Consider the following 25,714-nt stretch of genomic DNA (forward strand, 5'->3'; position numbering starts at 1 on the left):
CCCTGCCCCCAAGGAGGCAGCAATGCCCAACCTTCCCGAACCCGTGCGGGTGGTACAGCTCCCGGACGGCACCCACGTCTACACCGACCGCCTGCCCGCCATCCACCAGCCCGTGCAGCCGCAGATCGTCCACCAGCACATCCACCAGGCCCCGCCGGACCGCACCGTGCAGCGCGTCGCGCTCGGCTCCGGAGTCGGCGCCGGGGCGGTGGCGGCCGGGGTCTACTTCGGCCCGCTGCTCGTCGGCGCGCTCACTGCCATCGCCGCGAACCTGGCGATCCTCGCGTTCCTGGCCGTCGCCCTTGCGTGGGGGGTCGTGAGCGTCGTCCGCGCCGTGGGCGGCCAGGACGCCGGCAAGAGCGCGACCAGGGGCCGCCAAGGGGGCCGTGCGTTCAGGTCCGGTGACAGGGTCCGCTGACTGGCTGCCTGTCCCTCCCGGGCCACCACCGGGAGGGGCGGGGAGCCGGGACAGACCCGGCCCGCACCTGAAGGAGAACCACATGTTCGACCGCATGAAGGCCCAGGCCGACAAGAACCGTGACGCGGCGAAGGTGCTGCACAGTCGCGGCAAAGACGACGCCGCCAAGCGCTACGAGGCCAGGGCGGACGAGTTGGAGTCCGGCCGTGTCACCGACGTCACCGACCAGGTCGTGGGCCTGTTCCGCTGGGCTCAGGGCCGCTGACCACCGAATGAGAGAAGTGATGGATCAGCCGAAGCTCACCGCCAAGGAGAAGGCCACCGTCGCCTGGTGCGTGGCCCGGATGTGCAAGCGGGACCTCGCCGGCCCTGACGTCGACCAGCGCGACCTACAGCGCAAGGTCGACCGGATCATCGACGGCGCCCGCAAGCGCGCCGGTAATCGCAAGTAGCTACGCCCCGGGGGCGGCCGTCCCGGCCAAGGAATCGGGCCGCCCCCGGGCCCCTCCCCGTCCAGCAACAGCGCCAGACAGGAGTAGCCCCAGCATGACCGACCCTTCCCGCCCCGCGCACCTGCACCCGGTACCCGACAACGGCGACGACGCGCCGGCCCCGCCGGTGCCGGTGGACAACCCGAACCTTCCCGACCCGAAGGTGACCGTGGAGAAGCGCAAGCCGGTGCTCGCCGGGTGGTTGACCAACCGGCGTGACTTCCTGGCCACCGCCTGCCACGCCGGCGCCAACCTCGGCTACGCCAGCCTGTACCACGGGGTGCGCCTGCCGGTGTATGCCGGACGCCTGGCCCTGATGTCCCCGCGGGGTGCCTGCCGGTTCATCGCCTCCACCAACCGGTGGGTGTGGGACCGGGAAGCCGCACCACTTCGGGACTTCGCCGTCCGCACCGAGGACGTCGAGGAGTACATGCGCCTCGCCCGGCTGCGGGCGGGACGTATCCGGCTGCGCGGCCTGGTCACCCTCGTGGCAACCGTCTTCGGTCTCGGGTTCGCCCTGTGGCTCTACGTCCTGGCACCCGCGTACCTGTACGCGTTCGCCGCCGGCGGCGTGCTGCTGCTCGGGTTCGCCGGCCAACAGCCCGACGCCCCGGTCGTCGGCCCCGCCGTGCTGAAGACCGAGGTACAGAAGCTCACCGGGTCGATTGTGCTGCGCGGTTTGGACAGCATCGGCAACGCGAAGATTTCCGCCGCCATCAAGAAGGGCGGGGAGATGAACGGGCTGCGGTTCGTCTCTGAAATCGTGCGGGACGGGCCCGGCTACCGCGCCGACCTGGACCTTCCGTACGGCGTGACGCCGGAGGACATCATGGAGGCCCGCAAGCCCCTCGCTTCTGGTCTGCGCCGGAAGGTCGGCTGCGTGTGGCCGTCTCCGGACCCGAGCGAGCATGAGGGTCGGCTGATTCTGTGGGTTGGGGACAAGCCGATGAACGAGACGACCAAGCCTGCGTGGCCGCTGCTGAGGTCGGGGCAGGTCGATCTGTTCAAGCCGGTGGTCTTCGGCAATGACCAGCGCATGCGCGATGTGGCCGTGACGCTGATGTTCGCGGCCGTCGTCGTCGGCTCCATCCCCCGCATGGGCAAGACGTTCCTCATGCGGCTGCTCCTGCTCATCGCCGCCCTGGACCCGCGGGCGGAGCTGCACGCGTTCGACTTCAAGGGCACCGGCGACTTCGGCGCCCTGGAGCCGGTCTGCCACCGCTACCGTGCCGGCGAGGACCCCGAGGACATCGGATACGTCCTCGACGCCCTGCGGGAGCTGAAAGAGGAGCTGCGCCGGCGGGCGAAGGTTATCCGGGAGCTCCCGCGCACGCGCTGCCCTGAGTCGAAGGTGACGCCGGAGTTGGCGAGTGACAAGAGCCTGGGGCTGCACCCGATTGTGGTGGGGCTGGATGAATGCCAGGTGGCCTTCGAGCACGACGAGCACGGAGATGAGATTGAGGCGATCTGCACTGACCTAGTCAAGCGCGGTCCCGCGCTCGGCATCGTCGCCATGTTCGGCACCCAGCGCCCCGACGCCAAGTCCCTGCCCACCGGGATCAGTGCGAACGCGGTCCTGCGGTTCTGCCTGAAGGTCATGGGCCAGCCCGCCAACGACATGGTGCTGGGGACGTCGATGTACAAGGCCGGATACCGGGCCACCATGTTCTCCCGCTCCGACCGGGGCATCTGCTGGATGGCCGGCGAAGGCGACGACCCCAGGATCGTCGCCTCCGCGTTCGTCGACGCGGTCGCCGCCGCCCAGGTCGTGGCCCGGGCGCGGAAGCTGCGCGAGGAGTACGGCAACGTCACCGGCCACGCCATCGGCAAGGGCCCGGAGAAGGCCAACGTCACGGACATCCTCGCCGACGTCCTGGACGTCATCCCCGCCGGCGAGAAGGCGGTGTGGTGCGAGCGGATCGCTACCCGTCTCGCGGAGCTGCGGCCGGAGACGTACGGCGGGTGGAAGGGCGAGAACGTCACCGCCGCACTCAAGCCCTGGGGCATCAAGCCCGGCCAGGTCTGGGGCCAGACCGACACCGGCGAGGGCAAGAACCGGCGCGGCATCGAACGCACCGCGATCACCGCCGCCATCACACGCCGTGACGCCGACCGGGCCGCCGCCTAGCCCGCGCAGTACTGCTAGACCTAGCACGCATGGCTGCTAGGTCTAGCAGCCCCGCTAGCAACCAAAAGGGGCGCTGATCAGCGGACTAGCGTCTAGCGGCCCACCTGCACCAACCCCCGAAACCCGCCCTTCACCGGGAGGTCACCCCGTCATGCTCACCGCTAGCGCCCTCATCATGGCCACGCTCGCCGGTTACGCACTGTTGTGCACGATCAAGCCGTTCAAGCCCTGCCGCAAGTGCCAGGCGACCGGCATCCGGCAGGTCCGCAAGGGCATCAAGACCTGCCGCCGCTGCCACGGCCAGCGCTACCGGCTCCGTATCGGCCACCGACTGCTCAACACCAGCCGCGACATCCACGCCGCCGGCACCCGCCCCCACCGCCCGAACACCCGTCCCTGGTCCTGACCCGGAAGGGAGATCACGTCATGGCCGTGACCGTCTCACTCGTCGCCCTGTTCGGACTCGTCCTGTTCTTCCTGCTCCGCTCCCACAGCCTCAGCGCCGGCAGCGCCTTCACCGCCGCCGGGTTCGGCTTCTTCCTCGCCTCCACCGGCGCCGCCGAACCCATCGACCGACTCGTCGCCGCGTTCGTGGACGCCATCCCGGCCCTGTAAGACGGGATGGCGTCGCGGAGTCCGCTTACGGCTGGCTGCTGAGGAGCGGCCAGCCGGCAAAGCCCTCATCGGCCTGATAGACCAGCTCCACGTTCACCTCGCCGAGAAGGTCCTTCACGTCCGCGGTCGGCTCGCTGGGCAGCAGGACCGCGACGCGCAGGGTCTTGCTGTTCGGGATGTGCCGGCGGTAGTCGGCCAACTGGCCGATCGCCATGCGGACATTGGCCCGAGTCGTCAGCCCCTTCGCCTCGTACAGGACGTGGTCCGTCGCGTCGTACAGGTCCGGGGTCAGCGCCCCGGGCTCGCCCTTGATGGTGATCTGGAAGCTGTGCGTCTCGTGCCCGGCCGCGGCCAGGTGCGCGGCGAACGCCTTCACCAGCTCGCCCTCGCGGCGCAGCACCTTCCGCTGCCCCGCGGGGATGTCTGCGACCGTCTCCGGGGTGCTGTGCTGCTCGGTCTTCTTGGCCTTCGCTCCGCTCTGCTTCGGCAGTACGACCGGTGCCGGCACCTCGGCCACAGGGTCGGTAACCTCGATCGCCGTCTTTCCGGCGGCCGGCACCTTGTCCGCCTCCGTCCACGCCGGCGTCGTTCCCTCCGCCGGACGGAAGCGGAAGACGAGCACGTCGCGCATCATGCCGTTCTGGCCGGGCGCGCGCCGCACGTCATACGGCTTGATGGGGTCCAACACCATCTGACCGATGTAGCGCTGCTGCATCGCGCCGCCGCCCGGCACCTTGCCGTGCGCGACGAACAGATGCAGCTCACGCTGCTTCTCCACGTGGCTCAGGATCGAGCCGTTGCGGCCCGACGGCTTCTGGTCCCCATTCGCGCCCGCGCCGGTGTACAGGTACAGCGGCCCAAACTCATCGTCTTCCGCGCGGCCGTCGAAGGTGTAGCCGTACTCCTCACCCGCGGACGGGTCGGAATACACGAACACCTTCCCCGCGTCGTCCGCCGGCTCGATGCCCTGGAACGTCCCACAGCCGTAGGCCGACGCGATCGCTTCGCGCGTCGTGATCAGCCCCGGCACAAGATCAACGGTCGACGTCATGCCACGACCTTAACCGCCCCCACTGACACCCGCCCCAAAGATTTCCGCGGCAAGGAAATGGGCGGCCCGCGTCTCGCCAAAGCCCCGGGCCGCCCACACATCCAGCACCAACAGAACTGGAGACACCCAGCATGACTCAACATGCCCTTACCCGGCGAGACCATCTCGCGGTGGCGCTCGAACTAGCTGCGGCTGGAGTGCCGGTCCTACCTCTGCGAGCCGGAAAAGTCCCCTTCGGCAACTGCCGAGTCTGTGCCAAGGGCGCCTGTGGCGGGCGGCCGAACATGAAGAACGCGGGCACCTGCCAGTGCCCCGCCCCCTGCCATGCCTGGGCCGCCGCCACCACCGACCCGAACACCCTGACTTCCGCCGCCTGGGCTGCGCCGTGGCGCCAGGCCGCAGCCCTGGCCTACCACCCGGGCGGTGCCGGGGTGACCGTGGTGGACCTGGACGAAGTCGCGGCCATCGCCTGGGCGCGGGAGAACCTGCCCGCCACCCGGACCGTGCCTACGACGCGCGGTGAGCACTGGATCTACCGGGGTGTGATGCCCTCGGCCAACCACGTCCGGCCCGGCGTCGACATCAAGTCTGAGATGCAGTACGCCCGCTGGCTCGGCCCTGGAACGGGCACCACGACTGCGCTACCCGCCGCCGTCCGCGCGCTGGTCCAGAAGGCGCCTCCTATGGTCCGGTCGGCGTCGCGCATCATCACCGTGCCCACACCGACCAGGCGTGGGGAGTGTCGCCACCGGACGCCCGTCTACCTGGAGCGGGGGATTGCCATGGCGGAGCAACGCATCACCGAGGCCCGCAGCGCTGTGCACGCCACCGTGTACCGAACGTTCCTAGCGGTGCTGTCCACCCACGGTCGGTGCGGCTGCCTGACCGACGCCCACGTGGCGCGGCTGTTTACTGCCGCGCAGGCCAAAGGGGAGACGGTCCGGCACTGCGCCGACGCGTGGGCCAACGCCCGCACCGCCCTGGAGATGTGAGGCATGTCCGAGGACGAGAAGACCCCGGCTCGCGAGGTCATCACCGACTACGCACAGGCGCACTTCCGGTACTTCCGCACCGCCGACGGGACCGTCTACGCGCAGAGGAACGGTCACCCCGTGGCCCGGCCGATCCGGTCCCAGGGCACCACGGGCAGCCACCGGCAGGAACTCATGGTCGGTCTCTTCCGCGACGGGGTCGGCGTGTTCAACGGCACCGCCCTCAAGGAAGCCCTCGACCTGATCGAGGCGCTGGCGCTGACCGAGGAGACCCAGCCCGTACACATCCGCGTCGCGCCCGGCTTCGACGGCGCCACATGGCTCGACCTGGGCCGCAACGACGGGCAGTCGGTCCGCATCCACCCCACCGGGTGGGACATCACCGTCCCGGACCCCCGTGAGGTCTGCTGGCGGCGTACCCAGCTCACCGGGGAGTTGCCCCTGCCGGCCAAGGACACCAACGGCAAGGGCATCGACCTCCTGCTGCGGCTGACCAACTTCGCCAACGCGGAGACCGAGTGCCTGGCCATCGCCTGGCTCATCGGCTGCCTCGAACCGTCCGTTCCCGTCCCGGCGCCGTTCCTCACCGGCCCCCAGGGCGCGGGGAAGTCCACCGCCGGGCGGATGCTGGTTCGGATCATCGAGGGCATGAGCGGCGACCTGCGCCGCGCCCCGAAGGACGAGGAGAACCTGACCGCGGCCGTCGCCGCCGGGTGGGTCACTGCCCTGGACAACCTCTCCCACATGACCCCGGACCTGTCCGACGCGATGTGCTGCATCGTGACCGGCGCCGAGAACGTCAAGCGCGCCCTGTTCACCGACGGGGACGTCTTCCGCGCCCGATACCGCCGGCCGATGCTGCTGACCGGCATCGACGTCGGCGTGATCCGGCCCGACCTCGCCGAACGGCTGCTGCCCCTGCGTCTGGAGCGCCCCCGGGTGCGGCGCACCGAGGCGGAGCTGTGGGCGGAGTACGAACAGGTGCTGCCCGTCATCCTCGGCTCGCTCCTGGACCTGACGGTGAAGGTGCGGGCCTCAGAGGCGGACATTCCGACCGATCTGCGGATGGCTGACTTCGCGCACCTGTGCGCGCAGCTCGACGCCGCGACCGGCTTCGGCTCGCTGGACGCCTACCGGGCCAGCCTGGACGACCTCAACGACGACGTCATCGAGGGTGACCTGTTGGCCCAGACGGTGCTGAAGCACGCCGCCGGCATGATGTCGGGCGAAGAGACGCGGATGACGTCCTCGGAGTGGCTGTATGCCCTCACCGGCCTCTACAGCGGCGAGGAGTGCCGTCCCCTGCCCAAGGGGTGGCCCACGACCGGCAAAGTCCTCTCCGACCGCCTCAAGCGCCTCCAGCCGACGCTGGGCGCCCGGGGGGTGCTCATCGACTGGGGCCGCACCGGCTCCGCCCGCTACATCGCTATGACCCGCCCGCCCACGCCTCCCGCACAGCAGCAGGAAGCGCTGACCTGACCTGCCGCGCCACGCTGGCGCGGCGCGGACAAGCAAGAAGAGCACCGGGCGCCGCGTGGACGTGCTCCTCTTGCAGTTCGGCGGCTCGCCGCCGCCCGATGGTCGCGCCGCGAAGCGGCTCCGCATTCGCTCCCTGAGCCGCACCGCACCACAAGAAGAACCCCTCCCTTTGTCCTAAGGGAAAAGATGCTGCGTCATCTGCGTCACTCAGGGCTCCTAAACGGCCCGTGACCTGCCGCAATAGGAGTGACGCAGACGGCTGCGGCTGCGTCATTCCGCGTCACGAGCGTCATCGGTGACGCACGCCCTGCGTCACCGATGACGCACGCCAACAGCCACTGCGTCACGAGAACCCGCAGCTCAGACGAGTGACGTGACGCAGATGACGCAGTGACGCAGAAATCCGCACCTCGGACACACCCGGACGCCCAAGCCACCCAACGCCGCTTCCGGAGGGCACCCAGTGAGACCCGACACCGACCCCCGGACCACGCTCCGGGCCGGACTCCCGGACCGCTACCTCACCCCCGACGACATCGCCGAACTGTTCGACGTGCCCAAAGAGACCGTCTACCAGTGGCGCAAGAAGCGCACCGGCCCGCCCGGCTTCCGCGTCGGCAAGCACATCCGCTACGACCCCGCCGCAGTCCACCGCTGGGCCGCCGAGCGCATGGCCGCCGACCTCGCCGCCTAATACCCCAGTCCGTACGCCACGAGGGCGGGCCGCCCAACGGCCCGCCCTCGTACCAAGAAGGGACCGTCCCTCCATGGCAGGCCACATCCAAGACCGGTGGTTCAAGACTGTCACCAGCCCCGACGGCAAGCCCCTCAAGGTCAAGACCGACCGACATGGGTCGGGCCTCCGGTACCGCGCCCGGTACGTCGGCCCGGACGGCACCGAGAAAAGCAAGTCGTTCCGCGACAAAGAATTGCGGCTCGCCAAACAGTGGCTCACCCAGATCGAAGCGGACATGTCGCGCGGCCAGTACATCGACCCTCGCACCGCACGGACCACGTTCCGGCAGTACGCGGAACGCTGGGTCAAGACGCATACCGGCGAGATCAACAGTCGAGAGGCTGCGGAGCGTCGTCTCCGGCTGCATGCGTATCCCCACATCGGCTCCCGTCCGCTCGGCTCGTTCAAGCCGGAGCACATCCGCGCCTGGATCGCCGACCTGGAAGGGACCGTGCCGGCCGAGTCGCACCGCCGCATCATCGTCGGCACCGTTTCCGCAGCGCTGAGCGCGGCGGTGGACGACGGGCTGCTCAGCAAGAACCCGTGCCGTGCCCGCACGGTGCAGCTCCCGAAACCGGGCAAGCCGCGCGTCGTCCCGTGGACGGCAGAGCAGGTCTTCGGCGTACGCGCTGCCCTCCCCCGGCGCTACCAGGCCGCCGTGGACGCCGGGGCAGGATGCGGGCTCCGGCACGGCGAAATCTTCGGCCTGGCTGTCGATGAACTCGACTACGTAGGCGGGTGGCTGGCTGTGGGCCATCAGCTCAAGCGCATTCGGGGCAAGTACGTCTTCGCCCTGCCCAAGGGCGGAAAGGTCCGGGACGTACCGCTACCGAAGGCCGTGGCCGCCGCGCTTCGGGACCATGTGACGGAGTTCGCGCCGATCGACGTGACGCTTCCGTGGCGCACGCCTGACGGTCCCCTCATGACGAAGCGGCTCGTCTTCAGTGGTGCCGAGGGGAGGCATGTACGCGTGAGCCACTTCAACGATCGGCTTTGGAAGCCCGCTCTGGCTGCCGCCGGCATCATCCCCGACGCGGAAGGGGGCGCGCGGTACGCGTCGGCGCGCGAGCACGGCATGCACGCGCTCAGGCACTTCTACGCGTCCGTGCTGCTGGACGCCGGCGAGAACATCCGGGCCCTGAGTCAGTACCTCGGTCACAGCGATCCGGGATTCACGCTCAGGACGTACACGCACCTCATGCCAAGCAGTGAGGGACGCACGCGCTCGGCCGTGGAACGGATCTTTTCTGGAGCCGTCGACTGAGCGATATCCCTCGGGTGACTGAGCAGGTTGAGCACTTCCTACCTGTTCAGGCGCTAGCTTCATCAGCATGAGTGACGAAGTAGCAGTATCTCTACTAATCGGGGTCCTCACAGTCGCAGCATCGCTTGTCGTGGCCCGCCTACAGGCGAAGCAGGCAGTTGAGCTGAAGCGCGAGGATCTGCGAACGGAGTACATGGCGGAAACCGTCATCCGTCGACTCCTCATGCACAGCAAGTGGAGGAGGCGGTCATACGGAGCGATCAAGGAGGTTATCGGCGACGGGTTCGACGACACCGAGCTGCAGAGACACCTCGTCCGCGCAGGCGCCGTGCGGCTGTCAAAGAGTGACGACAAAGAATATTGGGGCCTCATGGAACGCAACGAGGACCAGTTCGGCTGAAAGACACTCCACGGCCCACAGACGGCCCAAGGTGCCTGAGACGGCCCCGGTTGGGGCCAACCGCCCTGGTCGACGCCCTGTCCGCGTGAATCACGCGAACTTCATCTACTTCTGGCCCCTCTACACCGGCCAGTCGATCCCCATGGACGACTGGCGCGACCGGATGTGGCTGGACACCTGGGTGTGATCAGGAGCGGGCGCCACCGGTGGATCGGCCTCCCGCGTTGCCGGTCGGCCCATGGCCCCGGACACCGTCGCAGGTGTCCGGGGCCGTGGTGTTCCGGTCGGATAACGGTCGCCTCGGGCGTCACTACCGTCCCGTAGGGTGACCCGAGTTGACTGCTTGAACGTGTTCAAGTGGGCTCCAGGGGAGGGGGACCGCACGATGCGGAGTGGAGCGAAGGTCGCCGTCGTCGCCGGTGTGTTCACCGTCGTGGCCGGTGGTGTGGGGTACGGGGCGTACAACGTCTGGAACGGGATCACCGGCGGGGCGGACGGGGTGAACACCGCGTCGGCATCGGCCCCGAGGCGGGCCGGCAGCGGTCCGGTGACCGCCGAGGAGGTCGAGCGGACGGCGAAGGACTTCCTGGCCGCCTGGGCGGCGGGCGACGACACCGCGGCGGGCGCGCTGACCGACGACGCCGGTTCCGCCGGGCCCGCGGTGGCGGGTTTCCGGAAGGAGGCCCACGTGGCGAAGGCGGTCATCACGCCCGGCACGCCGGTGGGGGCGAGGGTGCCGTTCACGGTCGACGCCACCGTGACGTACGAGGGGCATTCCCAGCGCCTGGCGTACGCCTCCGAACTCACCGTCGTCCGGGGCGTCACCAGCGGCCTGCCGCTGGTGGACTGGAAGCCGTCGGTGATCCACCCCAAGCTCACCGAGGGGTCGGTGCTGCGCACCGGGGAGGCGGCGAACCCGCCCGTCCGGGCGGTCGACCACGAGGGGGTGGAGCTGACGCCGGAGAAGTACCCGTCCCTGAAGCCCATCTTGGACCAACTCCGCGAGAAGTACGGCGCCGAGGCGGGCGGCCGGCCCGGCATCGAGACCTGGATCGACTCCCCGGCCGAGGGCGTCGCCGACCAGACGCTCCTGACGCTCGCCAAGGGCGTGCCGGGCAAGCTCACCACCACGCTGGACGCCGGGGTGCAGGCGGCGGCCGAGCGGGCGGTCCAGCGATTCGGCGAGTCGTCGGTCGTGGCCGTCAAGCCGTCCACGGGTGAGGTCCGGGCGGTCGCCAACAACCGCGCGGACGCCTTCAACGCGGCGTTCCTGGGCAAGCAGGCCCCCGGTTCCACCCTGAAGGTGATGACGGCGGCGATGCTGCTGGAGAAGGGCCTGGTGAGCGCGGACCGCCCGGCCGAATGCCCTGAGGAGGCCATGTACCAGGGCCGTACCTTCCACAACCTCGAACACTTCGACCTGCCGGCGGGCAGCACCTTCCAGCAGAGCTTCAAGAAGTCCTGCAACACCGCGTTCATCAAGCTGATCGACGACGTCGGTGACGACGCCGCCCTGGGCCGGGAGGCCCGCGACGTCTTCGGGATCGGCCTGAACTGGCAGACGGGCATCCCCTCCTGGGACGGCTCGGTGCCCGCGGAGACCGGCGGCGAGGCGGCGGCCCAGTACATCGGGCAGGGCACGGTCCAGATGAACGTCCTCAACATCGCCTCCATCACGGCGACCGCGAAGAACGGTTCCTTCAGGCAGCCGGTCATCGTGCCGCGTTCGCTGGACGGCCGGGAGGTCGCCACCGCCGCACGCGGCCTGGAACCGGGCGCGGCCCAGCAGCTCCGCGACATGATGCGGGCCACCGCGACCAGCGGGACGGGTGCGGCCGCCATGGCCGGTGTCGGCGGCGACAAGGGCGCCAAGACCGGGTCGGCGGAGGTCGGCGGGCAGACCGACTCCAACAGCTGGTTCGCCGGGTTCGCGGACGACCTGGCGGCCGCGGCGGTCGTCCAGTCGGGCGGCCACGGCGGTGACGCGGCGGGCCCGGTCGTCGCGGCGGTGCTCCGGGCCCGGTGACGCCCCGCGCGGCCGGTGCGCGACACTCCGCCGTGCGGGCCGCGGGCGCTTCCCGGGACCGCCCGTGGCCGGGCCGGACCGCCTGGGTATTCTGCGGTGCCCCCGGAAGTGGGGGCTTACATTCCGCATCCTGGGGAGGGCCCGATGGCCATCAAGAAGGCGACCATTCAGCAGCAAGTGGCGGAGGCCCTCGCGCAGGCCAACCCGACCGACCGTCCCGTCGTCACCATCCAGGCCGTCGCCGGGCCCAGCGTGTGGCTGATGAGCATGCTGGGGCTGATCGGTCAGGCGTTCCTGACGTACTACTTCATCACCCTGACCGAGCAGAGCGTCGTCATCCACAAGGCGAGCCGGATGAGCAACCGCCCCCAGGAGATCGCGTTCGCGCTGCCGCCCGCGCAGGTCGGCGCGATGATCGGTGACGTACGGCGCAACACCATATGGAGCTCGTTCCGCGTCCTGCTGCCCGGGCAGCAGAAGCCGACCCGGATGAACGTGCACCGCATCTGGCGGGGCGAGATGGACCAGCTCCTGGGGCTGCTGACGGGTCAGCAGGTCCACTGACCGCCGGGCCGGGCCGCCGCTCCCGGGGCTGCCGTCAGCAGACCCAGCTCCTGGGCGCGGAGGACCGTGCCGAGGCGGTCGGCGGTGTCGAGCTTGCGGTAGAGGTTCTGGAGGTGCTTGTGCACCGTCCGGACCGAGACACCGAGCCGCCGGGCCATGGCCGTGGCGGGCAGCCCTTCGGCGAGCGTCCGCAGGACGGCCGTCTCACGGGGCGTCAGCCCGTGCCGCTCGTCCGCCGGTGCGACGGGCCCGTCCCCGCACCGGTGGGCCAGCAGCCGGTGGTGCGCCGCGGCGGCGGACAGCAGCGGCTGGACCCGAGCGGCGTAGAGCAGGTCCCGGGCGTCGAAGTCGGCGCCGTCCCGGTGGACGATGAAGCCGCGGACGGCGCCGTCGTCGCCGGGGAGCGGCAGGCCGAGCATGTGGCGGGTGCCGAAGGACCGCCGCAGCTCGCTGGCCGTCTCACTGTGGGACCAGGCCCGGTCGCCGGCGACCTGGGCCGCCGTCCTGGGGTCCCGGTCGCCGTGGTCGCCGTAGTGGCCCGCGAAGGGGTACCCGGAGCGGATCAGCCGGGCGGTGTCGTCGTCCGGTGCGACCGGAGCCGGCGCGTCCGGCAGCCAGACGCCGACCGCGCCGCCGGACGGGGTCCACTCGTCGTCCTTCACCAGCAGCAGCGAGCCGTCGAGCCGGCGCAGCAGTTCCGCGGCGACCAGCCGCCACACCTCGCCGGGCCGTCGGCTCTCCATGACGGCGACGGCCAGACCGAGCATCCGCTCGTAGTCGTGCTCCCCCGGGTACGCCACGGCTCCCTCCGCAGTCCATACGCAGTTCTCCCCATGGATCGGCCTCGGCCGCGCTGCCATCGTAGGGGGGACGGATCCCCACCCGCCGACTGGTTACACCCGGAGGCACCGCCTCCAGGGCCGCTCGGTGGAGCGCCCCGCACGGCCTGAGCCGGCCGGTGCGGGGCGCGTGCTCCGCTCCGCGCACGGGGGTCGCGGAGCTGGGCGTACGGATCCGGGGCGCGGCCGCGGCCTCACGCGATCGACGCCTTGACCGCCCGCAGCAGGGCCTGGGCCCGCGGATCGGCGGTGACGCCCTTGCGCATCCCGTTGGTGACGTAGCCGAGGGCGATGCCCGAGGCGGGGTCGGCGAAGCCCAGCGAACCGCCCCGCCCGGGGTGCCCGAAGGACCCCGGGGACAGCAGCGGCGACGCGGGGCCGTGCAGCATGTGACCGAGGCCGAAGCGGGTGGAGACCACCAGGACCCGGTCGGGACCGGCGGACTCCTCGGTGCGGGCCATCGCGAGGGTCGCCGGGGCGAAGAGGCGGTGGCCGTCCACCGGGCCGAGGGTCGCGGCGTAGAAGCGGGCGAGCGCGCGGGCGGTGGAGATGCCGGCCGAGGCGGGGAGTTCGGCGGCGCGGTAGGCCGGGTCGTTCTCGTCGGGGGCCGGGTCGATGGCGCCGAAGGCGCGGCGGGTGAGCGAGCCGGGGTCGGCGTAGGCGTCGGCGACCGAGCGCTTGGGGCGGAGCGTGAGGGCTCCGCCGGTGGCCGGTTCCTCGACCGGGCCGATGCGGCCGACCCGGTGGGCCTCGTCCGCCGGGAGGCCGATCCACAGGTCGAGGCCGAGCGGGCGGGCGATCTCCTCCGCGACCCAGCGGCCGATGGTGCGGCCCGTGACCCGCAGGACCAGCGCGGCCAGCAGCCAGCCGTAGGTGTGCGGGTGGTAGCCGTGGCCGGTGCCCGGTTCCCACGCGGGTGCCTGGGCGGCGACGGCGTCGGACGCCACGTCCGGGTCCGCCGCCTCCGCCAGGGTCAGCGGCCGGTCCAGGGCCGGGACGCCCGCCTGGTGCGACAGCAGGTGGCGCACCAGCGCCCGCTCCTTGCCGGCGGCCTTGAACTCCGGCCAGTACGTGCCGACCGGGGCGTCCAGGTCCAGTTGCCCGCGCTGGTGCAGCAGCAGGGGTACGGCGGCGGCGACGCCCTTGGTGGCCGAGCGGACCACCTGGGCGGTGTCCACGGCCCACGGGGCGGTGCCGTCGACGTCCTTGACGCCCGCCCACAGGTCGACGACCTTGCGGCCGTCCCGGTAGACGGCGACCGCGGCACCGCGTTCGCCGCGCTGCCGGAAGTTGCGCAGGAACGCGTCCCTGACCGGCTCGAAACCCGGCTGCACCGTGCCCTGGATGTCCTGGATGTCCTGGACGTCCACGCTCCCACGCTCCTCTCGCGATCGTTCACCCCATGGTGCAACGTGCCAGGGCGTGTGTCGAAAGTCCCGTCTGGCCGGGAACGCCCGGCACGCCCGCTGCCCCGCCCTCCGGGCGGACGACGCCACTTTCGACACACGCCCTAGCGGGGCGCGGGCTTCCGGGTCGGCCTGGCGGCCGGGTCGAAGCCGAACGGGAGCTCCAGGCGGTGCTCGCGCATCAGCTCCTCGTCGCCGAGCAGCTCGCCGGTCGGGCCGTCCGCCGCGATGACACCGCCGCTGAGCACCACCGCGCGCGGGCACAGTTCCAGGGCGTACGGCAGGTCGTGGGTGACCATCAGGACGGTGACGTCCAGGGAGCGCAGGATGTCGGCGAGTTCGCGGCGCGAGGCCGGGTCCAGGTTGGACGACGGCTCGTCGAGGACGAGGATCTCGGGCTCCATCGCGAGCACGGTGGCCACCGCGACCCGGCGCCGCTGGCCGAAGGACAGGTGGTGCGGGGGCCGGTCGGCGTACTCCGCCATGCCGACCCGGTCGAGCGCCTTGTGCACGACCGCCTCCAGTTCGGGGCCGCGCAGCCCGGCCGCCGCCGGGCCGAAGGCGACGTCCTCGCGGACGGTCGGCATGAACAACTGGTCGTCGGGGTCCTGGAAGACGATGCCGACCCGGCGGCGGATCTCCGCGAGGTTGCCCTTGGCGACGGGCAGCCCGGCGACGGTCACCGTCCCGGCGCCGCCGGTGAGGATGCCGTTGAGGTGGAGCACGAGGGTGGTCTTGCCGGCGCCGTTGGGGCCGAGCAGCGCGACCCGTTCGCCGCGCTCGACGGTGAGGTCGACGCCGAACAGCGCCTGGTGGCCGTCGGGGTAGGCGTACGCGAGGCCGCGGACGTCGAGCGACGGCACGAAACTGAGACTCATAGCGTCCATCCCAGCAGACAGATGATCAGGGCGGTGAGCGGGAGGGCGGCGGCCGTGGACCACTGCGCCCGGGAGGCGGTCACCTCGTCGAGGACCGGCATGGTTCCGGCGTAGCCACGGCTGACCATCGCCAGGTGGACGCGCTCGCCGCGCTCGTAGGAGCGGATGAACAGGGCGCCCGCCGACTTGGCGAGCACGCCCCAGTGCCGGACGCCCCTGGCCTCGAAGCCGCGCGAGCGCCGGGCGACGGACATGCGGCGCATCTCGTCGGTGATGACGTCGCCGTACCGGATCATGAAGGAGGCGATCTGGACGAGGAGGGGTGGCAGCCTCAGCCGTTGCAGCCCCAGCAGCAGGGCGCGCAGTTCGGTGGTGGCGGCGAGCAGTACGGACGCGGCGACGCCCAGGGTGCCCTTGGCGAGCACGTTCCAGGCGTCCCACAGCCCGGGCACGGAGACGGACACGCCGAACAGCTCGGTCTGCTCGCCGGGCACCACGAACGGCATCAGGAACGCGAACGCGACGAACGGCACCTCGATCACCAGCCGCCGCAGCACGAACACCGGCGACACCCGGGCGGCGGCCGCGACGGCGGCGAGCAGCACGGCGTACGCGGCGAACGCCCAGACCGCCTCGCGCGGGGTGGAGACGACGACCACCACGAAGCAGAGCACGGCGGCGAGCTTGCAGTGCGGCGGCAGCGTGTGCACGGGCGAGTGGCCGTGCCGGTAGAGCTTGTGCGCGTGACCGGCGCCCATGTCAGACGGTTCCGCCGGTACGGGCGCCGTCGCGGCGGCGGCGTACGGCGAGGAAGACGCCCGTGCCGGCCAGGACCGTCGCGCCGACGCCGATGGCGCCCGCGAGCCCTCCGGACAGGCGGGCGTCGGTGAGGCCGCTGACGCCGTAGTCGGCGAGCGGTGAGCCGGCGGCGGCGTGCTCCTGGACCTTCCGGTCGATGCCCTGGTCGGCGGCGACCTTCTCCAGGCCGTCGGGGCTGGCCGAGGCGTAGAAGGAGACGACGCCGGCCAGGACGAGGGAGGCGGCCAGGCCGGTGGCCCAGACCTTCTTCGTGGAGCGGGCGGCCGCCGGCGCCACCGGTGCGGGGGCGGCGTCGACCAGCTCGCCGCCCACCCGCAGCTTCAGCGGGGTGGACAGACCGCGGGCGCCGTAGACCAGGTCGGGGCGTACGGCGATCACGGCGCCGACCGTGGCGGTGGTGATCACCGCCTCACCGAGGCCGATCAGCAGGTGGACGCCGACCATGGCCGTGAGGACCTTCCCGACGGGGACGTCGGTGGTGCCGCCGACCGCGTAGAGGGCGGTGAACGCGACCGCCGCGGCCGGTACGGACGCCAGCGCGGCGACGAACGACGCGACGGTCACCGAGCGGCGGGAGCGGGGCAGGACCTTGACCAGGGCGCGGAAGAGCCCGTACGCGACGAGCACGGTGACCGCGCCCATCACGGTGATGTTGACGCCCAGGGCGGTGAGCCCGCCGTCCGCGAACAGGACGCCCTGCATCAGCAGGACGACCGCGATGCACAGCACCCCCGTGCAGGGCCCGACGAGGATCGCGGCGAGCGCGCCGCCCAGCAGGTGCCCGCTGGTGCCGGCCGCGACCGGGAAGTTCAGCATCTGCACGGCGAAGACGAAGGCGGCGACCAGCCCGGCCAGCGGGGCGGTCCGCTCCCCGCCGTGGCCGTCGGCGCCGGAGCCGCCGAGCTCCCGGCGCGCTCCGCGCAGGCTGACCGCGACGGCACCGGCGGCGGCGAGACCGGCGGCCGCGGAGACCGGCGCGTTGATGAATCCGTCGGGGACATGCATGCGGGGACCGCTTTCGGACAGGCGGACAGGAACGGCTTCGATGATGGGTCCTTTTGCGAACGACTTGCAAGAGCGTCCACATCACAGAAGGGGGCGGGGGCGCACCGCGCGGAATGGTGGGACATTAGAGACAAATGAGGCGAGCGTGAGGAGTCGGTCGATGTACCCCGCTGAGGAAGGTGTCGTAGTCCACACCAAGGCCCTGATCGTGACCGACGGTCCCCTCTCCCGCCCCGTTCCCGTCGCGGTGTGCCACGAGCGGCCGGAAGGCGCCGAGCCCGCCACCGTGCGGCTGTGCTTCCCCGGCGGCACCGAGTGGAGCTTCCCGCGCACCCTGCTGGAGTCGGGGCTGCGCGCCCCGGCCCGCGCCGGGGACATCGGGATCTGGCCGTGCGGCCGGGTCCAGACGATCGTGGAGTTCCACGCGCCGGAGGGCGTGGCCGTGGTGCAGTTCGACTCCTCGGCGCTGCTGCGCTTCCTCCGGCGCACGTACGCCGCCACCACGTCGCCCGTCACCCACTGAGGGGCTGACGGCGCGACGCGGTGACGGCGTTCGGGTCCGGCGTGAGGCGTCAGGCGCGTACGAGCTCCCGCTCGCCGCCCTCGGAGGCGTCGCCGCCCAGTTCCTTGCGCAGCCCCTCGCCCTCCACGTCCACGTTCGGCAGGGCGCGGTCCAGCCAGCGCGGCAGCCACCAGGCCTTGCGGCCCAGCAGGGCGAGCACGGCCGGCACGACGGCCATCCGGACCACGAAGGCGTCGAAGAAGACGGCGACGGCGAGGCCGAAGCCGATCATCTTCACCATCTGCTCACTGGAGCCGATGAAGCCCGAGAACACCGCGATCATGATCACCGCGGCGGCGGTGACGACCCGCGCCCCGTGCCGGAAGCCGGTCACGATCGCCTCGCCGGGCCGCTCCCCGTGGACGTACGCCTCGCGCATCCGGGTGACGAGGAAGACCTCGTAGTCCATGGCCAGGCCGAACACGACACCCACCATGAAGATCGGCATCATGCTCATGATCGGGCCGGTCTGCTCGACGCCGAACAGCGACCCGAGCCAGCCCCACTGGAAGACGGCCACGACGGCGCCGAGGGCGGCGACCACCGACAGCAGGAAGCCGAGCGCGGCCTTGAGCGGCACCAGCACGGACCGGAAGACCACCATCAGCAGCAGGAAGGCGAGGCCCACGACGAGCGCCAGGTAGGGCAGCAGCGCGTCGTTCATCTTCTGCGAGAAGTCGATGTTCATCGCGGTCGCGCCGGTGACCAGCACGTCGTCACCGGTGGTGTCGCGGATGGAGTGGACCAGGTTCTCCGTCTCGGGGGAGGAGGGGCGGTCCTTCGGGACGACGGTGATGATCGAGGTGTCGCCGGCCTTGTTCGGGGTGGCCGGGGTGACGGCCGCGACCCCGTCGAGGCCCTTGATGTCGGTGACGGTCCGGTCCGCGGCGGCCCTGTCGCCGTCGACGACGACCATCAGCGGGCCGTTGGAGCCGGGGCCGAAGCCGTCCGACAGCAGGTCGTAGGCGCGGCGCTGGGTGGTGGAGGTCGGCTGGGCGCCGTCGTCGGGCAGGCCCATCTCCAGCGAGGCGGCCGGTACGGCGATGGCTCCGAGGCCCAGGACGCCGACGAGCAGCACGGCGACCGGGCGGCGCAGCACGAAGCGGGCCCAGCGGGTGCCCATGTTGGGCTTGTCGGCCACGGGCGCGTCCGCCGCCGCCTTGCGGGCCTTGCGGCCGAGCACGCGCTTGCCGGCGTAGCCGAGCAGCGCGGGGATGAGGGTGAGGGCGATGAGGACGGCGATCAGGACCGTACCGGCCGCGGCGAAGCCCATCTTGGTGAGCATCGGGATGTTGACGACGGCCAGGCCGACCAGGGCGATGACCACGGTGAGCCCGGCGAAGACGACGGCGGAGCCCGCCGTACCGACGGCCCGTCCGGCCGCCTCCTCCCGCTCGCGGCCCTCGGCCAGCTCGGCGCGGTAGCGGGAGACGATGAACAGCGCGTAGTCGATGCCGACGGCGAGGCCGATCATCATCGCCAGGGTGGAGGTGGTGGAGCCGAGGTCGAGGGCGGAGGCGAGCGCCGTGATCGTCGAGACGCCGATGCCGACGCCGATGATCGCGGTCAGCAGCGGCAGCCCGGCCGCGACCAGGGACCCGAAGGTGATGACCAGGACGATGCCGGCGATGACCACGCCGACGATCTCACCCGCGCCGGTCTCCGGGACGGTCTGGAGCGCGTCGCCACCGATCTCGACGGTGAGCCCGCTCTTCCGGGCCTCCTCGCCGGTCTCCTTCAGCGCCTCGCGCGTCGCGTCGGTCAGTTCCATGCCGTTGACCTTGTAGGACACCTGCACGTAGGCGGTGCCGCCGTCCCGGGAGACCGCCTGGACGGTGTACGGGTCGGTGACGTGGGCGACCTGGTCGGACCCGCTCTTCAGCTCGGTCACGGCCTTGCCGACCGTGGCCTTGTTGGCCGGGTCGGTCATCTTCGCGCCGTCGGGCGCCTTGAAGACGACCCGCGCGGTGGCGCCGTCGGCGCCCGCGTCGGGGAAGCGCTCTTCGAGCAGGTCGAAGGCCTTCTGCGCCTCCGTGCCCGGGATGGAGAAGGAGCTGGACGTCGCGACGGGCGCGGAGGCGGCGCCGACGCCGGCGAGCGCCAGCAGCGCGACCCATATGAGGGCCACGAGGTGGCGGCGCCGGAAGGCGGACCGGCCGAGTCTGTAGAGGAACGTTGCCACGGGGGCGTCTCCCGGTGATGGGTGGGACAAGGACATGGGGAGTCGGCCCGACAGCGTGAGCGGTACGTGTCAGGTGGTGCGCGGTGGTGCGGGTGGTGCGCGGGGTGCGCGGTGGGACTGGGTGGTGCGCGTGGGACTGGGTGGTGCCGGGTGTGCGCGGTGGTGCCGGGTGGTTCTGGTGGTACGCGGTGACGCTGGTGGTGCGGTGGAGCGTCAGACGCCCAGGGCGGGGAGGACCACGGCGTCGATGTACGCGGTGAGGAAGTCCCGGTCGACCGGCCGGTCCTCGATGAGGGGCCGGGCGACGAAGGCACCGATGAACATGTGCGGGACGAGCCCCAGCGCGGGGTTGTCCACGGCGATCTCGCCGCGCCGCACCGCACGGCCCAGCACCTCGTCGAGCCCGGTCATCTCCGGTTCGACGAGCAGGTCGCGCAGGGCCTGGAGCAGGTCGGGATTGTCGTGGACGGCATGGGCGAGGCCCCGCATGAGCGCGGAGTCCCGCTCCATCTGGCAGTCGTCGGAACGCGCGAGCATCTCGTGGAAGTCGCCGCGCAGCGAGCCGGTGTCGATCTCGGCGATGTCGACCGGCTTGTTGTGCCGCAGGGCGTGGGCGACCAGCTCGGGCTTGCTCCCCCACTGGCGGTAGAGGGTGGCCTTGCTGGAGTGCGTGCGGGCGGCGACGGCGTCCATGGTGAGGGCGTCGTAACCGACCTCGCGGAGCAGGTCGAGCACGGCTTCGTACAGCTCGGACTCGCGCTCCGGGGTGAGCCTGCCGCGTGCCATGCCTCCGACTCCCATCGAGACGAAACGGTTTCGTACACCGAGGACCCTATGCCCGCGGCACTGCGAAACGAAACCGTTTCGTACGTGTTCCGGGTCACCTCTCCCGGGGAAGGCGCCCGGGGTCGGGTTGCCGGGCCCCCCGAGCGCGGAAAGCATGGCTGTGTGAGCAGCGACGGCGCGTACCTCCGCTACCCCCACCTCCACGACGGCCTGCTGTGCTTCGCGGCCGAGGACGACCTGTGGGTCGCCCCGCTGGCCGAGGACGGCGAACCGCCCGGCCGGGCCTGGCGCGTGACGGTCGACCGGACCCGCGTCGGGCACCCGCGCTTCTCGCCGGACGGGCGGCACATCGCCTACACGAACTGGCGCAGCCTGGACCCCGAGATCCACCTGGCCCCGGTCGACGGCGGCCCGGCCCGCCGGCTCACCTACTGGGGGTCGCTCGACACCCGGGTGTGCGGGTGGACGCCGGACGGCGAGGTCCTGGCCGTCGCCTCGCACGGCCAGCCGTTCTCGCACTTCTCGTGGGCGTACAAGGTCCCGGTGGACGGCTCGCCCGGCGGGCGCCTGCCGTGGGGGCCGGTCTCGGACATCGCGGTCGCGGACGTCGACGGGCAGCACCTCACCCTCCTTCTGACCGGCAAGCCGCCGCACGAGCCCGCCTCGTGGAAGCGGTACCGGGGCGGGGCGACGGGGCGGCTGTGGCTCCAGGGCGAGCGGCTGCTGCCCGATCTGGGCGGCCACCTGGACTGCGCCATGTTCGTGGACGGCCGGATCGCTTTCCTCTCCGACCACGAGGGCGTCGGCAACCTCTACTCCTGCCTGCCGGACGGCACCGACCTCCGCCGGCACACCGACCACGACGAGTTCTACGCCCGGCACGCCTCCTCCGACGGGCGCCGCGTGGTCTACCAGTGCGCGGGCGACCTGTGGATGGTGGACGCGCTGACCCCGGACTCGGTGCCGCGCAGGCTGGCCGTGCGGCTCGGCGGCCCGCGCGCGGGGCGGCGCACCTACCAGGTGCCGACGGCGAGCAACGTCGACGCCGTGTCGGTGGACGAGACGGGCCGGGCCAGCGCCGTCTCCGTACGCGGCAGCCTGTACTGGCTCACCCACCGGGACGGCCCCGCGCGGACGATCGCCGACACCCCCGGCGTCCGGGTACGGCTGCCGGAGATGCTCGGCAGCAGCGGGCGGATCGCGTACGTCACCGACGCCGAGGGCGCGGACGCCGTCGAGGTCGCCCACCTGCCGCGCGCCAGCGGCGACCGGCCGCCCCGGCGGTTCGCGGCGGGCGAGCTGGGCCATGTGACGGAGATGGCGGCCGACCCGGACGGCGAGCGGCTGGCCATCGCGTCGAACGACGGCCGGCTGCTGCTCCTGGACGTCTCGGAGGAGCCCGCCGAGGAGCCCGGGGAGGCGGTTGCCGGGGTCTCCGCGGAGGAGCCCGGGGAGCCGGTCGCGGAGGCCCCGGCCGAGCCGGCCGGCGCCACGGCGAGCGGACCGGAGGGCGCGGCGGCGGGCGGAGTGGCCGGTGGACCGGAGGCCGGGCCGGCGGGCGGAGTGGCCGGCGCCACGGCGGGCGCGCCGGACGGCGGGGCGGGCGGCGGGGCGGGCGGCGGGGCGGCGGGACGGCTGACCGAGCTCACCCGCTCGATCAACGGGCCCGTCCGCGACATGGCCTTCTCCCCCGACGGCGCCTGGCTGACCTGGTCCCACCCGGGGATCGGCCGGTCACTGCGCCAGATCAAGATCGCCCGCATCGCCGACCGGACGATCGTGGACGTCACCAACGGCCGGTTCGAGGACGAGAGCCCCGTCTTCACCCGGGACGGCCGCTACCTGGCCTTCCTGTCCTGGCGGGGCTTCGACCCGGTGTATGACGTGCACACCGGGGACCTGTCCTTCCCGCTCGGCTGCCGCCCGCACCTCGTCCCGCTCGCCTCCACCACGCCGTCCCCGTTCGCGCTGTCGCCCGAGGGGCGTCCCGCGGCGGGCGGGCTGGACCTCACGGAGGAGGCCGCCGAGGGTGACGGGACGGTGGTGGTGGAGTTCGAGGGGCTGGAGAACCGGGTGACGCCCTTCCCGGTCGCCGCCTCCAAGTACTCGTCCCTGCACCCGGTGAGCGGGGGCGGCCTGGTGTGGCTGCGCTGGCCGATCTCCGGCGCGCTGGGCGAGACGTTCGTCAACCCGGCCGACACGTCCGGGCGGCCCACCCTCGAACACTTCAATCTCACCAAGGCCCGCCGCACCGAACTGGTCGACCACCTCGACTGGTTCGCGGTGAGCGGCGACGGGACCCGGCTCGTCGTGGTCGACGAGGGCGACCTGCGGGCCGTCCCGGCGACCGAGACGGGCGACAGCGACACCACCGTGTACGTCGACTCCCGCCGCATCCTGCACGAGGTGGACCCGGGCGCGGAGTGGCGCCAGGCGTACGACGAGGCGGGCCGGATCATCCGCGCCTACTTCTGGGACCCCGGCATGAGCGGCATCGACTGGGACGCGGTCCTCGACCAGTACCGCCCGCTCGTCGAACGGGTCGCCTCCCCCGACGAGTTCGCCGACCTGCTGCGGGAGGTGCTCGGGGAGCTGGGCACCTCGCACGCGTACGTCACGCCCGCGCGCCGCAACGAGGGGCCGCCGCACTACCAGCGCGCCCAGGGGCTGCTGGGCGCCAACTTCGTGTGCCGGGACGGGCGGTGGACGGTCAAGCGGATCCTCCCCGGCGAGTCGTCGGACTCCAAGGCGCGTTCGCCCCTGGCCGGTACGGGCATCCGCGAGGGTGCCGTCCTGACCCATGTGGACGGCCGGCCGGTGGACCCGGTGGCGGGTCCGTATCCGCTGCTGGCCGGGGCGGGCGGGACGACCGTGGAGCTGACGTTCCGCCCCGGCGGGGGCGAGGGCCGCGCACGGCGCGTGGCCGTCGTCCCGCTGGTGGACGAGCGGCCGCTGCGGTACCAGGACTGGGTGGCCAAGCGCCGCGAGGTGGTGCGGGAGCTGAGCGGCGGCAGGTGCGGGTACCTGCACATCCCGGACATGGGCGGCTCGGGGTGGGCGCAGTTCAACCGGGACCTGCGGCTGGAGGTGTCCCGGCCCGCGCTGATCGTGGACGTCCGGGGCAACGCGGGCGGGCACATCAGCGAGCTCGTGGTGGAGAAGCTCACCCGCCGGATCCTGGGCTGGGACCTCACCCGGGGCGCCCAGCCCGTCTCGTACGCCTCGAACGCCCCGCGCGGCCCGGTGGTCGCGCTCGCGGACGAGGCCACCGCGTCGGACGGCGACATGATCACGGCCGCGTTCAGGCTGCTGGGCCTCGGCCCGGTGGTCGGGCAGCGCACCTGGGGCGGCGTCGTCGGCATGACGGGCCGCCACCGGCTGGGCGACGGCACGGTCATCACGGTGCCGATGAACGCGGCCTGGTTCGACGAGTACGGCTGGTCGGTCGAGAACCACGGGGTGGCCCCGGACATCGAGATCCTGCGCACCCCGCTGGACTGGGCGGAGGGCCGCCACCGGCAGCTCGCGGACGCGGTGGAGGTCGCGCTGGACCTGCTGTCCACGCACCCCGCGTCCCGTCCGCCCGACTATTCCCAGGTCCCCTCGCTCGCCCGCCCCGAGCTCCCGCCGCGACCGGGGGCGTGACGGGAGACCTGGGGGGACTAGGCGAGTCCCGCCAGCAGCCGGGCCGCCGGTTCCGGGTGGACCAGCCACCGCAGGTGGCTGCCGTCGAGGGTGTGGACGTCGTACGGGTTGTCCGGCGTGAGGGCGTCGCCCTCGCGGATCAGCCGGTCCTGGAGGGCGAGCGGCAGGCTCCTGTCGTCGGCCAGCCGGATGTACGTCCGCGGGATGCGGCCCCACGTGGCGGCCCGCGCCCGGTCGTCGGAGGTGCCGGCGTCCAGGTTCTCGTCGGGCTGGAAGGTGTTGAGGAAGGCCAGGAACTCGTCGTCGGTGCCGTCGGCGAAGAACGCCGCCCTGAAGGCCGCGAGGACCTCCGGGTCGGCGGTGCGGAAGTTGGTCCGCAGCAGGCCCAGCGCGGCCGGATCGCCGGCCATCGCCGGGGCCAGGGCGGCGACGTCGACGGTGGCCATCTCCGGTTCGGCGTAGTAGCCGGCGACGTCCAGGTCGACCGGGCACCAGGCCGAGACGTAGACGAGGCGGTCGATCAGATCGGGGCGGGCGTTGGCGGTGGCCGTGGCCGTCGCGCCGCCGCGGCTGTGGGACACCAGGATCACGGGCCCGTTCCGCTTGGCCCGCTCCAGGACGCCGGTCAGATGGGCCACGTTGTCCGCCAGGGTGACGCCCTTGATCGCACCGGGCGCGGTGGCGAGCCCCTCCGGGTCCTGCGGCGCCTGGTAGGCGAGGGGGAAGGTCGCCCCGAATCCGTGGCCGGGCAGGTCCACGGCCACCGAGCGGTGCCCGAGGAGGCCCAGTTCGGCATGGAGGGGCGCGAACGAGAAGGAGTTGGCGAACGCTCCATGGACGAGGACGAAGGTCGGCTTCATCGGTCGGCTCCCTTTCCCGGCCTGCGCGGCGCCGGCGGCGCGCCGGGTCGGGGCCGGCCGCCGGTCGACCCCGGTTCCGGGGTGCCCCGGTGACGGACGCTACCCGGCCCATGATCATCCGCGCCAGCGGTACGCGGCACTCCGCATGCGCGGGTCAGGTGGCCGCCGCCGGGCCGGGCCCCGCGCGAGAAGCGCACACCACCCACCACACGCGAGAAGCGCCCGGCCCCCTCCCGCCGGGCGCGCGAAAGGCGCACCCGGCGTCCCGGGTGCGCCTCCCACGACCAGGCGTGCGTCAGACCTCGTCGAGGTCCAGCCGCTCCTGGGCCATGCGCGTGTCCTCCTGCGGACGGCGCTCGTCACGCTGCTGGCGGCCCTTCGGCTGGCCCTTCTGCGTGCGCTCCTGCGCCTCGCGCTTCACGTCCTGGGCGCGGCGCTTGGCCTGGTCCTTCATGTCCTGCGCCTTGTCGTTGAACTGGTCTGCGATACCCATCGAGGTGTCTCCTGAAAGGATGTGGGGGACTGCGGGAACCTGATCGGTCCCCGGCCTCGACCAGATTGGCACGGC

Annotated in this window: 25 protein-coding genes; 15 read left to right on the forward strand and 10 right to left on the reverse strand. The window is 72.0% G+C overall.

Annotated features, from left to right (window positions below):
- Window positions 1-22: 22 nt before the first annotated feature.
- From ACZ7LK_RS20635 to ACZ7LK_RS20660, 6 genes are all read left to right on the forward strand, one after another.
- Window positions 23-418, forward strand: a complete 396-nt coding sequence (locus ACZ7LK_RS20635; protein ID WP_471142457.1) for a DUF6251 family protein — start codon at window positions 23-25, stop codon at window positions 416-418.
- Window positions 419-500: 82 nt separating this feature from the next.
- Window positions 501-683, forward strand: a complete 183-nt coding sequence (locus ACZ7LK_RS20640; RefSeq protein WP_471142459.1) for a hypothetical protein — start codon at window positions 501-503, stop codon at window positions 681-683.
- Window positions 684-702: 19 nt separating this feature from the next.
- Window positions 703-870 carry a DUF6257 family protein gene (locus ACZ7LK_RS20645; protein WP_471142461.1) on the forward strand — a complete coding sequence of 56 codons (168 nt, stop codon included), beginning with the start codon at window positions 703-705 and terminating at the stop codon, window positions 868-870.
- A gap of 94 nt (window positions 871-964) precedes the next feature.
- Window positions 965-3,037, forward strand: coding sequence for a cell division protein FtsK (locus ACZ7LK_RS20650; protein WP_471142464.1), 2,073 nt, complete (start codon window positions 965-967; stop codon window positions 3,035-3,037).
- Window positions 3,038-3,188: 151 nt separating this feature from the next.
- Window positions 3,189-3,443 (forward strand): hypothetical protein, encoded by a 255-nt coding sequence (locus tag ACZ7LK_RS20655; RefSeq protein WP_471142467.1) that lies wholly within the window; start codon window positions 3,189-3,191, stop codon window positions 3,441-3,443.
- Between the two features lie 20 nt (window positions 3,444-3,463).
- A complete protein-coding gene (locus tag ACZ7LK_RS20660) occupies window positions 3,464-3,652 on the forward strand; it encodes a hypothetical protein (RefSeq protein WP_471142470.1) in 189 nt (62 codons plus the stop codon).
- Window positions 3,653-3,677: 25 nt separating this feature from the next.
- Here ACZ7LK_RS20660 and ACZ7LK_RS20665 read toward each other — a convergent pair whose 3' ends face one another.
- Complete coding sequence (locus ACZ7LK_RS20665; protein WP_471142473.1) at window positions 3,678-4,703, reverse strand: SRA domain-containing endonuclease; 1,026 nt, start codon at window positions 4,701-4,703, stop codon at window positions 3,678-3,680.
- Window positions 4,704-4,834: 131 nt separating this feature from the next.
- On the opposite strand from ACZ7LK_RS20665, the gene ACZ7LK_RS20670 reads away from it, so the two are divergent.
- The 7 genes from ACZ7LK_RS20670 (at window position 4,835) to ACZ7LK_RS20700 (ending at window position 12,164) form a co-directional block, all read left to right on the forward strand.
- Entirely contained in the window at window positions 4,835-5,695 is an 861-nt protein-coding gene (locus tag ACZ7LK_RS20670; protein ID WP_471142476.1) for a bifunctional DNA primase/polymerase, read from the forward strand.
- Between the two features lie 3 nt (window positions 5,696-5,698).
- Window positions 5,699-7,174, forward strand: a complete 1,476-nt coding sequence (locus ACZ7LK_RS20675; protein ID WP_471142479.1) for an ATP-binding protein — start codon at window positions 5,699-5,701, stop codon at window positions 7,172-7,174.
- A gap of 463 nt (window positions 7,175-7,637) precedes the next feature.
- A complete protein-coding gene (locus tag ACZ7LK_RS20680; protein WP_469463094.1) occupies window positions 7,638-7,868 on the forward strand; it encodes a helix-turn-helix domain-containing protein in 231 nt (76 codons plus the stop codon).
- Between the two features lie 73 nt (window positions 7,869-7,941).
- Window positions 7,942-9,174: a tyrosine-type recombinase/integrase gene (locus tag ACZ7LK_RS20685; protein WP_471142483.1), complete on the forward strand. Its 1,233-nt coding sequence runs from the start codon at window positions 7,942-7,944 to the stop codon at window positions 9,172-9,174.
- Window positions 9,175-9,241: 67 nt separating this feature from the next.
- Window positions 9,242-9,574 carry a hypothetical protein gene (locus ACZ7LK_RS20690; protein WP_471142485.1) on the forward strand — a complete coding sequence of 111 codons (333 nt, stop codon included), beginning with the start codon at window positions 9,242-9,244 and terminating at the stop codon, window positions 9,572-9,574.
- A gap of 385 nt (window positions 9,575-9,959) precedes the next feature.
- Window positions 9,960-11,600, forward strand: a complete 1,641-nt coding sequence (locus ACZ7LK_RS20695; RefSeq protein WP_392275166.1) for a penicillin-binding transpeptidase domain-containing protein — start codon at window positions 9,960-9,962, stop codon at window positions 11,598-11,600.
- A gap of 144 nt (window positions 11,601-11,744) precedes the next feature.
- Window positions 11,745-12,164, forward strand: a complete 420-nt coding sequence (locus ACZ7LK_RS20700; protein WP_392275165.1) for a hypothetical protein — start codon at window positions 11,745-11,747, stop codon at window positions 12,162-12,164.
- On the opposite strand, the gene ACZ7LK_RS20705 is transcribed toward ACZ7LK_RS20700, so the two are convergent.
- The 5 genes from ACZ7LK_RS20705 to ACZ7LK_RS20725 form a co-directional block, all read right to left on the reverse strand.
- Window positions 12,149-12,964, reverse strand: coding sequence for a helix-turn-helix transcriptional regulator (locus ACZ7LK_RS20705; RefSeq protein WP_392275164.1), 816 nt, complete (start codon window positions 12,962-12,964; stop codon window positions 12,149-12,151). The two genes, ACZ7LK_RS20700 and ACZ7LK_RS20705, sit on opposite strands and share 16 nt — an antisense overlap.
- Before the next feature lie 233 nt (window positions 12,965-13,197).
- The gene (locus tag ACZ7LK_RS20710) at window positions 13,198-14,373 is read right to left on the reverse strand and encodes a serine hydrolase domain-containing protein (RefSeq protein WP_469461277.1); all 1,176 of its coding nucleotides are present in this window, start codon (window positions 14,371-14,373) and stop codon (window positions 13,198-13,200) included.
- 140 nt (window positions 14,374-14,513) lie between these two features.
- A complete protein-coding gene (locus ACZ7LK_RS20715; protein ID WP_392275162.1) occupies window positions 14,514-15,287 on the reverse strand; it encodes an energy-coupling factor ABC transporter ATP-binding protein in 774 nt (257 codons plus the stop codon).
- The gene (gene cbiQ / locus ACZ7LK_RS20720; RefSeq protein WP_392275161.1) at window positions 15,284-16,045 is read right to left on the reverse strand and encodes a cobalt ECF transporter T component CbiQ; all 762 of its coding nucleotides are present in this window, start codon (window positions 16,043-16,045) and stop codon (window positions 15,284-15,286) included. Before cbiQ ends, ACZ7LK_RS20715 begins: the two co-directional genes overlap by 4 nt.
- Window position 16,046: 1 nt before the next feature.
- The gene (locus ACZ7LK_RS20725; RefSeq protein WP_471142491.1) at window positions 16,047-17,111 is read right to left on the reverse strand and encodes an energy-coupling factor ABC transporter permease; all 1,065 of its coding nucleotides are present in this window, start codon (window positions 17,109-17,111) and stop codon (window positions 16,047-16,049) included.
- 160 nt (window positions 17,112-17,271) lie between these two features.
- On the opposite strand from ACZ7LK_RS20725, the gene ACZ7LK_RS20730 reads away from it, so the two are divergent.
- Complete coding sequence (locus ACZ7LK_RS20730; RefSeq protein ID WP_392275159.1) at window positions 17,272-17,634, forward strand: SsgA family sporulation/cell division regulator; 363 nt, start codon at window positions 17,272-17,274, stop codon at window positions 17,632-17,634.
- A gap of 49 nt (window positions 17,635-17,683) precedes the next feature.
- On the opposite strand, the gene ACZ7LK_RS20735 is transcribed toward ACZ7LK_RS20730, so the two are convergent.
- On the reverse strand, window positions 17,684-19,855 hold the full coding sequence (locus ACZ7LK_RS20735) for an MMPL family transporter (RefSeq protein ID WP_469461273.1): 2,172 nt from the start codon (window positions 19,853-19,855) through the stop codon (window positions 17,684-17,686).
- A 213-nt stretch (window positions 19,856-20,068) separates the two neighbouring features.
- Window positions 20,069-20,641: a TetR/AcrR family transcriptional regulator gene (locus ACZ7LK_RS20740; protein ID WP_392275157.1), complete on the reverse strand. Its 573-nt coding sequence runs from the start codon at window positions 20,639-20,641 to the stop codon at window positions 20,069-20,071.
- Window positions 20,642-20,803: 162 nt separating this feature from the next.
- Here ACZ7LK_RS20740 and ACZ7LK_RS20745 point away from each other — a divergent pair, with 162 nt between their 5' ends.
- Window positions 20,804-24,286: a S41 family peptidase gene (locus ACZ7LK_RS20745; RefSeq protein ID WP_471142496.1), complete on the forward strand. Its 3,483-nt coding sequence runs from the start codon at window positions 20,804-20,806 to the stop codon at window positions 24,284-24,286.
- A gap of 17 nt (window positions 24,287-24,303) precedes the next feature.
- Here the strand turns inward: ACZ7LK_RS20745 and ACZ7LK_RS20750 are convergent, their stop codons facing one another.
- Window positions 24,304-25,146, reverse strand: a complete 843-nt coding sequence (locus tag ACZ7LK_RS20750; RefSeq protein ID WP_471142500.1) for an alpha/beta fold hydrolase — start codon at window positions 25,144-25,146, stop codon at window positions 24,304-24,306.
- A gap of 295 nt (window positions 25,147-25,441) precedes the next feature.
- The gene (locus ACZ7LK_RS20755; protein ID WP_392275154.1) at window positions 25,442-25,639 is read right to left on the reverse strand and encodes a hypothetical protein; all 198 of its coding nucleotides are present in this window, start codon (window positions 25,637-25,639) and stop codon (window positions 25,442-25,444) included.
- Window positions 25,640-25,714 lie beyond the last annotated feature (75 nt).

The sequence above is a fragment of the Streptomyces sp. NPDC039423 genome, assembly GCF_055598725.1.

Excerpts from the sequence above, each read along its gene's own strand:
- ACZ7LK_RS20635 (WP_471142457.1), top strand. The coding sequence starts at position 23 with ATGCCCAACCTTCCCGAACCCGTGCGGGTGGTACAGCTCCCGGACGGC.
- ACZ7LK_RS20640 (WP_471142459.1), top strand. The coding sequence starts at position 501 with ATGTTCGACCGCATGAAGGCCCAGGCCGACAAGAACCGTGACGCGGCG.
- ACZ7LK_RS20645 (WP_471142461.1), top strand. The coding sequence starts at position 703 with ATGGATCAGCCGAAGCTCACCGCCAAGGAGAAGGCCACCGTCGCCTGG.
- ACZ7LK_RS20650 (WP_471142464.1), top strand. The coding sequence starts at position 965 with ATGACCGACCCTTCCCGCCCCGCGCACCTGCACCCGGTACCCGACAAC.
- ACZ7LK_RS20655 (WP_471142467.1), top strand. The coding sequence starts at position 3,189 with ATGCTCACCGCTAGCGCCCTCATCATGGCCACGCTCGCCGGTTACGCA.
- ACZ7LK_RS20660 (WP_471142470.1), top strand. The coding sequence starts at position 3,464 with ATGGCCGTGACCGTCTCACTCGTCGCCCTGTTCGGACTCGTCCTGTTC.
- ACZ7LK_RS20665 (WP_471142473.1), bottom strand. The coding sequence starts at position 4,703 with ATGACGTCGACCGTTGATCTTGTGCCGGGGCTGATCACGACGCGCGAA.
- ACZ7LK_RS20670 (WP_471142476.1), top strand. The coding sequence starts at position 4,835 with ATGACTCAACATGCCCTTACCCGGCGAGACCATCTCGCGGTGGCGCTC.
- ACZ7LK_RS20675 (WP_471142479.1), top strand. The coding sequence starts at position 5,699 with ATGTCCGAGGACGAGAAGACCCCGGCTCGCGAGGTCATCACCGACTAC.
- ACZ7LK_RS20685 (WP_471142483.1), top strand. The coding sequence starts at position 7,942 with ATGGCAGGCCACATCCAAGACCGGTGGTTCAAGACTGTCACCAGCCCC.
- ACZ7LK_RS20690 (WP_471142485.1), top strand. The coding sequence starts at position 9,242 with ATGAGTGACGAAGTAGCAGTATCTCTACTAATCGGGGTCCTCACAGTC.
- ACZ7LK_RS20695 (WP_392275166.1), top strand. The coding sequence starts at position 9,960 with ATGCGGAGTGGAGCGAAGGTCGCCGTCGTCGCCGGTGTGTTCACCGTC.
- ACZ7LK_RS20700 (WP_392275165.1), top strand. The coding sequence starts at position 11,745 with ATGGCCATCAAGAAGGCGACCATTCAGCAGCAAGTGGCGGAGGCCCTC.
- ACZ7LK_RS20715 (WP_392275162.1), bottom strand. The coding sequence starts at position 15,287 with ATGAGTCTCAGTTTCGTGCCGTCGCTCGACGTCCGCGGCCTCGCGTAC.
- cbiQ (WP_392275161.1), bottom strand. The coding sequence starts at position 16,045 with ATGGGCGCCGGTCACGCGCACAAGCTCTACCGGCACGGCCACTCGCCC.
- ACZ7LK_RS20725 (WP_471142491.1), bottom strand. The coding sequence starts at position 17,111 with ATGCATGTCCCCGACGGATTCATCAACGCGCCGGTCTCCGCGGCCGCC.
- ACZ7LK_RS20730 (WP_392275159.1), top strand. The coding sequence starts at position 17,272 with ATGTACCCCGCTGAGGAAGGTGTCGTAGTCCACACCAAGGCCCTGATC.
- ACZ7LK_RS20740 (WP_392275157.1), bottom strand. The coding sequence starts at position 20,641 with ATGGCACGCGGCAGGCTCACCCCGGAGCGCGAGTCCGAGCTGTACGAA.
- ACZ7LK_RS20750 (WP_471142500.1), bottom strand. The coding sequence starts at position 25,146 with ATGAAGCCGACCTTCGTCCTCGTCCATGGAGCGTTCGCCAACTCCTTC.
- ACZ7LK_RS20755 (WP_392275154.1), bottom strand. The coding sequence starts at position 25,639 with ATGGGTATCGCAGACCAGTTCAACGACAAGGCGCAGGACATGAAGGAC.